The organism is Kribbella solani (assembly GCF_014205295.1).
Lineage (GTDB): Bacteria > Actinomycetota > Actinomycetes > Propionibacteriales > Kribbellaceae > Kribbella > Kribbella solani.
Genome location: NZ_JACHNF010000001.1, coordinates 6117668 through 6129533, shown reverse-complemented (window position 1 = coordinate 6129533; position 11866 = coordinate 6117668). Strand labels below are relative to the sequence as shown.

The following is an 11866-nucleotide window of genomic DNA, read 5'->3' as shown; positions in this document are numbered from 1 at the left end:
ACAGTGCGCCAACAACAGACGACGCGGTGCCACCTGGCCGGCAGGCGCCGCAGGGGGCGGGGCAGCAGGAGGCCACTGGAGACGCGGCTACTCGGCAGACGCCTCAAGGGGCGGCGCAGCAGGACGCCACTGCGGACGCGGCTACTCGGCAGGCGCGGCAGGGGACGGGGCAGCAGGACGCGACTGTGGATGCGGCTGTTCGGCAGGTGCCTCGGGGGGTGGGGCGGCGGGAGGCTATTGCGGATGCGGCTATTCGGCTGGTGACTACGCGGGGGCTTCGTGGGCTGACGCATCGTGCGGTGGATGCCGAGGCCGGGTTGCCGGCCGGGTCGACGTCCTACTACCTGCGTACTCGCGACGCGCTCCTCTCCGCCTGCGTCGACCGGATGCTGGCCCGTGACGTCAGCGGCATGCCCCCCGCCGGCGCCGACCCACTCGAACTGATCGTGACAATGACCGTCACCCTCGCCCGTACCCGCCCCGACGACCTGATCGCCCGCTACGAACTCTCCCTCGAAGCCGCCCGCCGCCCCGAACTCCGGACCGCGATCGACGAAGGCGGCCGCCAGCTCCGCGCCATGCTCGCCCAACTCCTCGCCACCCTCGACGTACCCGCCCCGGACCAGGCCGCCTGGCCGGTCGCCGCGATGCTCGACGGTTTGATGTACGACCGCGTGGCCGGCGTCGGCGCGACCCTCACCCCGGCCGCGTACGAGGCCGCCGTACGCCGCGCCGTGACCGCCCTAATCACCGGCCTCAAAACCACGAGCACCGGATGAGTGGCGGTTGCGTACCGAAGAACAGGTAGTGGTCAGGCGGCGGCTAGTGCACCTGAGCGTGAATGCACTCCCGCGTACACCGTCTCGCAGGTGTACCACCAGTCCTTCGGTACACGATCCATGCCTGCGGTGGTTGCACAGCCCGGCCGAACCGACCATCACCTTCACGGGATTCGGCACCTTCACCTGATTCGGCGCCGGCGGGGCGTGTTCCAGGTCGGGTTGGCGGAACGGTCAGCCGGTTTGGGTCTGACCCGGCTGCGTTCCCTGACCCTGCTGCGCCCCCTGCCCGGTCGATCCCTGGCCGGTCGCCCCCTGACCTTGGCCGGTCGCCCCCTGACCCTGGCCCGTGGTGCCCTGACCCTGGCCCGTGGTGCCCTGACCCTGGCCGGTGGTGCCTTGGCCGGGGAAGGTTCCGTTGCCGGTGCCATTGCCGGTGCCATTGCCGGTGCCATTGCCGGTGCCATTGCCTTGGCCGGGGAAGCCGCCTCGGAAGCCGCCGCCGGGGCCGCCGAGCTGGCCCTGCTGATTGCTGGTTCCGTCCCAGGAGTGGCCTACTGCCATGCCGCCCAGGAAGGCGAGAACAGCTAGTACGGAACCGGCGCCGGCGAGGACCACGTTGCTTGGACGTTTGCCACCGGTGACTGGCTGCGCCGCGCTCGACGCCGGCGGAGCGGGAGACACGGGAGGACCCGCTGGTACACCCTGGCCGACGTCCGGATCGATCGGGCCGGTCGGGCCGGTCGGGTTCGTTGAGTTGGCGGGGATGGCGGGGTTGGTTGCATAGGCCGGGTTGGCGGGGTTGGTTGCGTTGGCGGGGATGGATGGGTTGACGTTGGTTGGGTTGGCGGGGTTTTCGTGGGGTTGGTTGGGGTGGTTTGGCATATCAGGCTCCAGCGTTGGTGGTCAGGTCGTAGACGGTGGCGTTGCCTACGGTTTGGGATTTGAAGGTTTGGGCTACCCAGGTGGCGATTTCCGAGGAGGTGCCGTCGCGACCGCCGGGGCCGCCGAAGCCGGAGGAGCCGATGAAGTAGTGGATCTTGCCTTGAGCAACTAGCTGCTTGAACTCGGCCAGCGAGGGGGCGGGGTCGGTGCCGTTGAAGCCGCCGATTGCCATGATCGGCTGACCGGAGGCGATCTGGAGCGGGGCGGCGCCGTTGGCGGTTACCGCGGCGGCTGCCCAGGTGTAGCCCTTCGCGCCCTGTTGCAGCAGGGTTACCAGTTCGCTGGAGACGCTGCTGATTCCGCCGCCGCCCAGGAACCCGCCGGCCCCGCCCATCCCGCCGCCACCCGTACCGCGACCAAACCGCCCAGTCCCGTTCTGCGCACCAGCCCCGTTCTGCGCACCAGCCCCGTTCTGCGCACCAGCCCCGTTCTGCGCACCGGCCCCGTTCTGCTGGCCGGTCCCATTCTGCGTACCAGTCCCGTTCCCGTTCTGTGTGCTCAGTTGGCCGGGCGGCATCATGCCCATGCGCCCCAATCCGCCCATTCCGCCAGTACCAGACGGGCCCGCCGACGGCAGTGCGCCGGCGTGCGCCGAGCTGATGGTCTCCACGGAGTACGCAGTAGGCCCGGCCAATGCGCTCACGGCAAGCAGAGCCGCCGTGAACAATCCAGCCCGCCGTACCGCCGTCCGATGCAGCTTCAGCTCCGGCAGCAGCATCAGCAACCCCGCAGCAACGACGCCCGTGATCAGCACGACCCACCGCAACCAGGGCTGCCAGGTCGGCGTCTGCCGAAGCAGCGCGAACCCCCACCCGGCCGTCAGCAGAATTCCACCAGCAAGAGTTGCCCGAGGCAACCACTCGCCCCGGCGCCGCCACAGTACGAACATCGCCGCGCCGATCACCGCACCGATCGCCGGCGCCAGCGCGATCATGTAGTAGCTGTGGATGATGCCCTGCATGTAACTGAACACCAGCCCGGTGACGACCAGCCACCCGCCCCACAGCAACGCGAACGCGCGCTTCCGATCCGTACGCGGCGCCTTGCCCGCGGCAACCACCAACACAACGGTCGCCAGCAACGCGGCCGGCAACAACCAGGCGATCTGCGAAGCGAATTCCCCACCGAACAATCGCTGTACGCCAGTGGAACCGCCCCATCCAGGATTCCCGACGCCGCCGCCGACCGACCCGGTTTCGTTGCCGTTCAACCGACCAAGTCCGTTGTACCCGAGCGTCAATTCGAGAATGCTGTTCGTCGACGACCCGCCAATGTACGGTCGCGCCGAAGCAGGCAGCAGCTCGACAATCGCGACCCACCACCCGGCGCTGACGATCAACGACCCAGTCGCCAGTACGAGATGCAGGACGCGCTTCCCCAACCGTGGCTTCCCGGCGACGAGGTACGCCAACCCGAACGCCGGCAGGATCAAGAACGCCTGCAACATCTTCGTCAGGAACCCGAACCCGACCAGCGCCCCGGCCAGCATCATCCATCGAGCGGCATGCGTCGACGAGTCGATCGCCCGCGTAACCGCCCAAGCCCCGGCGCACAACAGCAGAATCAGCAGCGCATCAGGATTGTTGAACCGGAACATCAACACCGCGACCGGCGTCAAGGCAAGGATCGCCCCAGCGAGCAGACCGGCATTCGCGGAAAACCAGCGCCGCACCGACACGTACACGAATCCGACGCTCGCGACCCCCATCAACGCCTGCGGTACGAGCATGCTCCAACTGCTGAAGCCGAAGATCCGCGCCGACAAACCCATCACCCACAACGATGCGGGCGTCTTGTCGACGGTGATGAAACTCGAAGCATCGAAAGACCCGAAGAACCAGGCCTTCCAGCTCGTCGATCCGGCTTGGACGGCGGCCGCGTAGTACTCGTTGGCGTACGCGTTCTTGGAAAGTCCCCATAAATAGGCGATCGCGGTCAGTACCAGCAGCCCGCCGTACAGGACCTTGTCCTTGCCGAGCGTGTACGTGATGGCCCGCGGCCGAGTCGCCTCGACGGGATCGGACAGCGTGGTCATCAGTTGCTCCGGGTTTGATCGAGGACCGCCGGTGATTCGAAGGCGGGCAATGTGGGCGCGTCGTCGTCGAACACCCACGTCTGGAAGAGGCTGAAGCGGACCACCGTGGCAGCCAGGTTCGCGGCGGTCAGGACGGTGATCTCGACCGCCTGGTGCGGCGCGGCGACGGCCGTGTGCAGCAGCCACAGCGACGCCGCGGTCAGGCTCCAGCCGATGCCGAAGGTGACCAGTCCGCGGAGTTGATGCCGCCACCGGCCCTCCACGCCGCGTACGCCGAACGTGATCCGCCGGTTGAGCGCGGTGTTGCCGACCGCGGTGATCAGCAGGGCCAGCAGGTTCGCGACCTGGGCCGGCATGCCCTGCCGCAGCACGAGATAGAGCAGCGCGTACGCCGCGGTGCTGAGCACGCCCACCGCGCAGAACCGCAGTACGCGCGCGGCCATGGCGGTCCGCGGGTCGAGGATTCGCGGCCGGCCGTACTTCTGCCGCACCGGTTCGAGGTCCGCCCGGCTCCGCATCAGCCGGGCGATGCCGCGCAGGTCCTCGCCGACCGTCTTCGCGATCGCGACCCGCGAATCCAGGTCGTCGATCCAGTCCACCGGCACCTCGTGGATGCGCAGACCGGCCTTCTCGGCCAGCACCAGCAGCTCGGTGTCGAAGAACCAGCTGGTGTCCTCGACCAGCGGCAGCAACTCGCGCGCGACCTCGGCGCGGATCGCCTTGAACCCGCACTGCGCGTCCGAGAAGTGCGCGCTCAAAGTTGCCCGCAGCAACAGGTTGTACGAGCGGGAGATGAACTCGCGCTTCGGCCGCCGGACCACCCGGGAGCTCTTCGCCAATCGGGTGCCGATGGCAACATCGCTGTGGCCGGCCAGCAATGGCGCGACCAACGGAAGCAGCGCGTTCAGGTTGGTGGACAGGTCGACGTCCATGTACGCGAGCACCTCTGCGTTGCTCGCGGACCAGACCTGCTTCAGCGCCCGGCCACGCCCGGACTGCTCCAGCCGTACCACCCGGACCCCGGGCAGCTCCGCGGCGAGCAGCGCGCCGATCTCATAGGTCGCGTCCGTACTTCCGTTGTCCGCGATGCAGACCTCGGCCGAGAACGGGAAGGCGGTGTCGAGGAACTCACGGAGCCGCCTGATGTTCGGTCCGAGGTCGTTCTCCTCGTTCTTGACGGGTACGACGATCTCGACCCGAGGGTGACCTGGAATCTCCATGGCACCGATGCTGTCCGGCGAACCTGAGCCGGCCCCTGCGGGTGGCTGGGAGTTTGCTGGCAGTTACCGGGTGCGACGAAGCCAGAGCAGGCCGAGTACGGGCAGCACCAGCGGTACGAATCCGTAGCCCTGACCGAAATGCGACCACACGGTCGCGTCCGGGAAGTCGTCCGGTACGGCGTAACTGAACGCGCCGACGCCGATCACCCCGACGAGTTCGATCGCGATCGCGGCGGTGGCGACCTTGCGGGACACCGTGGTCGCCTTCGCCAGCGCGAACGTCGCCGCGCAATAGATGATCGCGGCAACGGCCGACAGCAGGTACGCGATCGGCGCCTCGTGGAACTTGGTGGCGATCTGGACGGCGGCCCGGGCCGTCGCGGCCAGCGCGAACACGCCGTACACCGCGATCAGAATCCGGCCCGGACCGTGTTTCGTCGCGGCTGGATCGGCCATCTCACGCCGTCCAGACTTCGTGCAGCCGCAGCTCGAGAATGGGGACCACCAGGCACGCGACCGCCAGCGCGCCGGCGCCCCAACGGCTGCTCTCCGCCAGCGCCCAGAACGCACCGACCGGCAGCACGAGCAGCGAACCGATCAGATAGCCGACGAAGAACGGCCCAGACACGTCCCGCTCGGCACCGCTCAGCTGCACGATCCCGATCACCAGCTGCGCGATCAACGCGACCTCGATCACGCCGATGATTCCCAGCACGGTCCAGTCGATCCGCTTGTTCCGCGCGGCCAGGACAACGGCGTACACCATCGCGGCCAGCGACAACGCGACTAGTACCCAGGTGAGCGGTGCGAACACGCCCTAGAGAATGTCACATCGCCCCAGCCGGGCAGCTATCCGGCCACGCCAAGGGCTCAGAGGATGTCGCCCGGGGTGTACGCGGCTGCTTCCGGGTGGCGCTTGGCGAGTTCGTCGATCTGGGCGACGACGGCGCCGACCTGGGCGACTGCCGCGCCGGTGAAGGAAAGGGGCTCGCCGACGATGCCGACGATCTGCTCCTCGGTCAGCCCGAGCCGGCCGTCGGTCCCGAGGCGGTGGAACAGGTCGTTCGCGGGCAGGCCCTTGCGCAGGTCGAGCGCGGTCGCGACCGCGTGCTCCTTGATCACCTCGTGCGCGGTTTCCCGGCCGACCCCGTTCTTCACCGCGGCCATCAGCACCTTGGTGGTGGTGAGGAACGGCAGGTACCGCTCCAGCTCACGGGCGACCACCGCCGGGTACACGCCGAACTCGTCCAGCACGGTCAGGAACGTCTCGAACAGGCCGTCCAGCGCGAAGAACGCGTCCGGCAGCGCGACCCGGCGGACGACCGAGCAGAACACGTCGCCCTCGTTCCACTGCGTACCCGCCAGCTCGCCGGCCATCGACGCGTACCCACGCAGGATGACCGCGAGACCGTTCACCCGCTCACAGGACCGGGTGTTCATCTTGTGCGGCATCGCCGAGGACCCGACCTGGCCCTCCTTGAACCCCTCGGTGACCAGCTCGTGCCCGGCCATCAGCCGGATCGTGGTCGCCAGGCTCGACGGCCCGGCGGCCAGCTGGACCAGCGCGGACACGACCTCGTAATCGAGCGACCGCGGGTACACCTGGCCGACGCTGGTCAGCGCCTGGTTGAACCCGAGGTGCTGGGCGATCGTGGTTTCCAGCGTGGCCAGCTTCTCCGCATCGCCGCCGAACAGGTCGAGCATGTCCTGCGCCGTACCGACCGGGCCCTTGATGCCACGCAGCGGGTACCGCTCGATCAGCTCCTCGAGCCGCGCGACCGCGACCAGCAACTCGTCCGCCGCCGAGGCGAACCGCTTGCCGAGCGTGGTCGCCTGAGCGGCCACGTTGTGCGAACGGCCGGTCAGCACCAGCGCCGCATGGTCCGCCGCCAGCTGCCCGAGCCGCACGGCAGTCGCCACCGCGCGGTCCCGGATCAGCTCCAGACCGGCGCGGATCTGGAGCTGCTCCACGTTCTCGGTCAGGTCACGACTCGTCATCCCCTTGTGGATGTGTTCGTGCCCCGCGAGCGCGCTGAACTCCTCGATCCGTGCCTTCACGTCATGCCGGGTGACCCGCTCCCGGGCCGCGATCGACTCCAGGTCGACCTGGCCGATCACCCGCTCGTAGTCCTCGACGACCCCGTCCGGCACCGCGACCCCGAGCTCGCGCTGGGCCCGCAGTACCGCCACCCAGAGCTTCCGCTCGAGCACGATCTTGTGCTCTGGCGACCACAGCTCCGCCATCGACAGACTGGCGTAGCGCGCGGCGAGAACGTTGGGGATCCGGGGTTTGGTCACGAACCCCATTCTCCCAGACGGCTGCTACTTGACCGTCACCAGACCACAGAGCTTCGCGCCGGACAGCGTGCAGACCTGGTACGAGCCCGCGGCGAGGCCCTTCGGAACAGCCAGCGTGTACGGGCCGGCGCTCTGGTAGGACGGAATCGCCATCCCGGCCTCACCCTGGATCGCGGGCCACGAATGCGGCGTCGTCGCGTCACCCGGGATCTTCGCGACCAGCGTGTACAGCGGCACGTCCGGCTTCGCCGTCGACGCCAGCGTGAAGGTCGCGGCCCGGACCTTCTTGTCCGGGAACGACGCGACGAACTGACCACCGGCCGACTTCGACAGCGACTTGATCCCGAGCGGACCGGCCTTCACGGCCGGCTCGGTGGTCGGCTGCACCGAGACCTCCGGCGTGGCGACCGCGTTCGGCGGTACCGGAAGGTTCGCCACCGGGGTGTCGTTGGGCGCCGGCCGCAGCGTCGGCACGATCGCGACGGCACCGACCACCACGGCCGCGCCGATCACGGACAGGCCGGCGGTCCGGCGGCGCTTACGGGTCCGGGCCGTGGTCAGCACGGAGTCGAAGTCACCCGCCGACTCGGCCGTCCGGCGGTCCGCCAGGGCCCGCAGGTCCTCCTGCAGATCAGGCATGGTCGTCACTCCTCAACAGCAATGATGCGGACAGGGTGTCCCGGGCGCGGGACAGGCGCGACTTGACCGTGCCTTCCGCGATCCCGAGCGCGTCCGCGACCTGAGCCACGCTCAGGTCGCAGACGTAATGGAGGACGACGGCCTGCCGGGTCGGCATCGGCAGGCCGGCGAGAGCCTGCTCCAGATCACCCGTGTAACCATCGGCGGGGTCCGCGACCTGCTCGGCCGGCAGCCGGTGGAACAGCTGCCGGAACCGGTTGCCGTCACGGTGCCGGTTGGCCGCCAACCGCACGGCCACCAGGCGTACCCACGCCTCCGGAGAGTCGTACCGCGAGACCTTCTGCCAGCGCGGCACCAACCGGACGAACGCTTCCTGGACGATGTCCTCGGCCTCGGCGCGCGACCCGGTCAGCAACGAGATCACCCCGACCAGCCGTGGCTGGTACGCGCGGTAGAAATCCCGCAGCCCCTCCGTCTCCATACCCACCTACACCCCCGACCCCTGAATCCGGTTCCATCGAATTCCCGACTGTATCCGGGACCGGTTCGCGCGGGCGTCGATCAGAGGGTGATCTCGCCGCGTTCGGCCTTCAGCGCGATGTCGGTACGGTGCTGGGAGCCCTTGATCCGGATCTGCCCGACGGCGGCGTACGCGCGCTGCCGCGCCTCGGCCAGGTCCTTGCCGACGGCGCTGACCGCGAGTACGCGGCCGCCGGCCGTGACCAGTTCCTCGCCGTCCAGCGCGGTACCGGCGTGGAACACCCGGACGTCGTCGTTCTCGGCCTGGTCGATGCCGGCGATCACATCACCCTTGCGCGGGCTCGCCGGGTACTTCTTCGCCGCCACCACGACCGCCACCGACGTCGCGTTCCGCCAGCTCAGGTCGCCGTGGTCGCCGAGCTTGCCGGTCGCCGCCGCGTACAGCAGGCCGCCGAGCGGGGTCTTCAGCATCGGCAGCAGCGCCTGCGTCTCCGGGTCGCCGAAACGGCAGTTGAACTCGATCACCCGGACACCCCGCGAGGTCAGCGCGAGACCCGCGTAGAGCAGTCCGGAGAACGGCGTACCCCGGTGCCGGAGCTCGTCGACGGTCGGCTGCAGCACCTTCTCGGTGATCTCCGCGACCAGATCATCCGGTGCCCAGGGCAACGGTGTGTACGCGCCCATGCCGCCGGTGTTCGGCCCTTCGTCACCGTCCGCGAGCCGCTTGAAGTCCTGCGCCGGCTGCATCGGCAACACGGTCGTACCGTCCGTGATCGCGAACAGCGAGACCTCGGGACCGTCCAGGTACTCCTCGATCAGCACCTGCTCACACCCGGCCGCGTGCGCGAGCGCCTCGTCCCGGTCCTCGGTCACCACGACGCCCTTGCCGGCCGCGAGCCCGTCGTCCTTCACCACGTACGGCGGCCCGAACGCGTCGATCGCGGTCGCTGCCTCCTCCGGCGTCGTACACACGTACGCGCGGCCGGTGGGCACGCTCGCGGTCGCCATCACGTCCTTCGCGAACGCCTTCGACCCCTCGATCCGCGCCGCCTCCCGGGACGGCCCGAACACCGCGATCCCGGCATCCCGCAACGGGTCGGCCAGACCGGCCACCAGCGGCGCCTCCGGCCCGACAACCACCAGATCGGACTCCAGCTCCCGAGCCAGCGCCACCACGGCGTCATGATCGGAAACATCCACCGCCCGGCAAACCACGGTCTGCCCGTCGAACACCGGCCGCAACGCCGCGATCCCCGGATTCCCCGGCGCCGCCACAACCTGCTCAACCTCCGGATCCTGGGTCAACCCCCAGGCCAGAGCATGCTCACGTCCACCAGACCCGACCACCAAGACCTTCACAGGCGCCCAGCCTAGCGTGCCCCCAACCCCCACCCAGCCAACCACCACACGGACACCAGCCCTCGCCCGCTCCCAGGGGGCAACCCTCCACTTCAGGGGGCATCCCCCGAACCGCAGGGTTGCCCCCTGGAGAATCGAGGGGGCAACCCTGCGGATGAGGGGGCAACGCCCTTAGCGGGGCAGCGTGAGGATTTCGGGGCCTGCGTCGGTGATGGCGATGGTGTGTTCGCTGTGGGCGGTTTGGCAGCCGGTGGTGCTGCGGAGGGTCCAGCCGTCGTTGTCGGTGACGAGGGTGGCGGTGTCGGTCATGATCCAGGGTTCGAGGGCGAGGAGCAGGCCGGGGCGGAGTTTGTAGCCGCGGCCGGGGCGGCCGGTGTTGGAGATGTGGGGGTCCTGGTGCATGGTCGAGCCGATGCCGTGGCCGCCGAAGTCGGTGTTGATCTGGTAGCCGGCGGCGCTCAGGACCGTACCGATCGCGTGGGAGAGGTCGCCGATCCGCGCGCCGGGCTGGGCGGCGGCGATGCCGGCCGCGAGGGCCTGTTCGGTCGTGCCGATCAGGGCGACGCTCTCCGCGGACCGGGATTCGCCGATGATGAAGCTGATCGCGGAGTCGGCGGCGACGCCGCGCTTGAGGACGGCGAGGTCCAGGGTGAGCAGGTCGCCGTCGGCAAGGGCATAGTCGTACGGCAGCCCGTGCAGCACCGCGTCGTTCACCGAAGTACAGATGTAGTGCCCGAACGGACCGCGCCCGAACGACGGCTCGTAGTCGTAGTAGCAGGACTCCGCGCCCGCCGCGGTGATCATCTCCGCGGCCCAGCGGTCGATGTCGAGCAGGTTCGTACCGACCGTCGCGCGGTCCTTCAGCGTGTACAGAATGTTCGCCACCACGGCGCCGGTGTCCTTGGCTCGGACCAGCTCGGCGGGGGTCAGAATCTCGATCACGTACAGTCCTTCTCGGCAGGCGTTCTCAGCGACTCACCAATAACTATACCGGCCATATTATCCCGGTATTAGAATCGGGTCATGGTCAGGTTGCCGCTCAGTCCCGCGGAGGTCGAGCGCGGGCAACGTCTCGGCGCGCTGTTGCGCCGCGCCCGGGGAGAGCGTTCGATGCTCGAGACCGCGCTCGATGCCGGGGTCTCGCCGGAGACGCTGCGCAAGATCGAGTCCGGCCGGGTGGCGACGCCGGCCTTCTCGACCATCGCCGCGATCGCCGACGTGCTCGACCTGTCCCTGGACGAGGTCTGGACCGCGATCAACCAGCCGGCACGCGGCCGCCGCCTGGTCTCCTAGACCGGCCCCTGCCTAACCAGCAACGGCCGCCGAGTACGGCCTCAGTAATGCCAGTAGTACCGCCCGTCCGCATTCCACGCGACCGGGACGGTAGTGCGGTTGGTGAAAGCCATCCCCAGCCCTCTGGCGATCTCGACCGTCCGGGCGAGCTGCAATGCGTACGGGTGCTGGTTGTCGTCCCACCACTGTTCGGATTGCGTGATGCAGGTCTGACCCGAGAGATAAGGGTTGGCGCACGGATGCGGCGGCAGCCATTTCTGCACATGCCGGAAGTTCACCGTCGTGGAACCGTTCGGCGGTTTGATCGTGCCGGTCGCGTCCAGGCAGTACCCGGTCGCGGGGATGTTCCACTTCACGTAATGCTGGCGGCCACCCGCGGATGGCAGCGTTTGCAGGTTGGTGCAGTCGGCGGCGCCGATCTTTTCGCTGGTGACGCGCTGCACCTGGGTCAACGGCCGCCCGGCGCCATCGTTGTACCCGTCGAGCAGAACCCATTCGCCGGCGTGGATGAAATGCTCCGCGGACTTCGGCGGCCACGCTTTCGGATCGCCCCAGGAAATGTCCGACTCGGTCGCGCTGAGCGGGGTCCAGGCCCACTGCCCGGCGGCCGATCCACCCGCGAAGTACTGCCCGGCCGACTTTTCGAACATCAGCGAGTACTGACCGTAGTTCTCCGCCGATGCGGGCGTACTCGCGGCAGCCACCGGCGGCGCGACCGAGGCGATTGCCGTCATCAGCCCGATTACCAGAGCGAGTCTTTTCATCACGAACAGCGAATATAGTTCCTGTTCGGAGGACCCGGATTCAGAGAGGAGCCG

13 protein-coding genes are annotated in these 11866 nt (G+C 68.7%); 2 read left to right on the top strand and 11 right to left on the bottom strand.

Features of this window, described 5'->3' with window-relative positions; genetic code table 11:
• Positions 1 to 260: 260 nt before the first annotated feature.
• A complete protein-coding gene (locus tag HDA44_RS37605) occupies positions 261 to 779 on the top strand; it encodes a TetR/AcrR family transcriptional regulator (RefSeq protein ID WP_337906507.1) in 519 nt (172 codons plus the stop codon).
• A 234-nt stretch (positions 780 to 1013) separates the two neighbouring features.
• On the opposite strand, the gene HDA44_RS28250 is transcribed toward HDA44_RS37605, so the two are convergent.
• The 10 genes from HDA44_RS28250 to map form a co-directional block, all read right to left on the bottom strand.
• Complete coding sequence (locus HDA44_RS28250) at positions 1014 to 1463, bottom strand: hypothetical protein (protein WP_184839513.1); 450 nt, start codon at positions 1461 to 1463, stop codon at positions 1014 to 1016.
• Positions 1464 to 1665: 202 nt separating this feature from the next.
• Entirely contained in the window at positions 1666 to 3759 is a 2094-nt protein-coding gene (locus tag HDA44_RS28245) for a glycosyltransferase family 39 protein (RefSeq protein WP_184839511.1), read from the bottom strand.
• The gene (locus HDA44_RS28240) at positions 3759 to 4979 is read right to left on the bottom strand and encodes a bifunctional glycosyltransferase family 2/GtrA family protein (RefSeq protein ID WP_184839509.1); all 1221 of its coding nucleotides are present in this window, start codon (positions 4977 to 4979) and stop codon (positions 3759 to 3761) included. Before HDA44_RS28240 ends, HDA44_RS28245 begins: the two co-directional genes overlap by 1 nt.
• A gap of 63 nt (positions 4980 to 5042) precedes the next feature.
• Positions 5043 to 5435, bottom strand: coding sequence for a hypothetical protein (locus HDA44_RS28235; RefSeq protein ID WP_184839507.1), 393 nt, complete (start codon positions 5433 to 5435; stop codon positions 5043 to 5045).
• A 1-nt stretch (position 5436) separates the two neighbouring features.
• The gene (locus tag HDA44_RS28230) at positions 5437 to 5793 is read right to left on the bottom strand and encodes a hypothetical protein (protein ID WP_184839505.1); all 357 of its coding nucleotides are present in this window, start codon (positions 5791 to 5793) and stop codon (positions 5437 to 5439) included.
• 56 nt (positions 5794 to 5849) lie between these two features.
• Positions 5850 to 7286, bottom strand: coding sequence for an adenylosuccinate lyase (purB, locus tag HDA44_RS28225; protein WP_184839503.1), 1437 nt, complete (start codon positions 7284 to 7286; stop codon positions 5850 to 5852).
• A 15-nt stretch (positions 7287 to 7301) separates the two neighbouring features.
• Entirely contained in the window at positions 7302 to 7916 is a 615-nt protein-coding gene (locus HDA44_RS28220; protein ID WP_184839501.1) for a hypothetical protein, read from the bottom strand.
• The gene (locus tag HDA44_RS28215; protein WP_184839499.1) at positions 7909 to 8397 is read right to left on the bottom strand and encodes a SigE family RNA polymerase sigma factor; all 489 of its coding nucleotides are present in this window, start codon (positions 8395 to 8397) and stop codon (positions 7909 to 7911) included. Before HDA44_RS28215 ends, HDA44_RS28220 begins: the two co-directional genes overlap by 8 nt.
• Positions 8398 to 8477: 80 nt before the next feature.
• Positions 8478 to 9755 (bottom strand): phosphoribosylamine--glycine ligase, encoded by a 1278-nt coding sequence (purD, locus tag HDA44_RS28210; RefSeq protein WP_184839497.1) that lies wholly within the window; start codon positions 9753 to 9755, stop codon positions 8478 to 8480.
• A gap of 171 nt (positions 9756 to 9926) precedes the next feature.
• On the bottom strand, positions 9927 to 10697 hold the full coding sequence (map, locus tag HDA44_RS28205) for a type I methionyl aminopeptidase (protein ID WP_184839495.1): 771 nt from the start codon (positions 10695 to 10697) through the stop codon (positions 9927 to 9929).
• A gap of 81 nt (positions 10698 to 10778) precedes the next feature.
• Between map and HDA44_RS28200 the strand changes: the two genes are divergently transcribed.
• Positions 10779 to 11048 (top strand): helix-turn-helix domain-containing protein, encoded by a 270-nt coding sequence (locus HDA44_RS28200; RefSeq protein WP_184839493.1) that lies wholly within the window; start codon positions 10779 to 10781, stop codon positions 11046 to 11048.
• Between the two features lie 41 nt (positions 11049 to 11089).
• Here HDA44_RS28200 and HDA44_RS28195 read toward each other — a convergent pair whose 3' ends face one another.
• Positions 11090 to 11812 (bottom strand): hypothetical protein, encoded by a 723-nt coding sequence (locus HDA44_RS28195; RefSeq protein ID WP_238352570.1) that lies wholly within the window; start codon positions 11810 to 11812, stop codon positions 11090 to 11092.
• Positions 11813 to 11866: the final 54 nt, after the last annotated feature.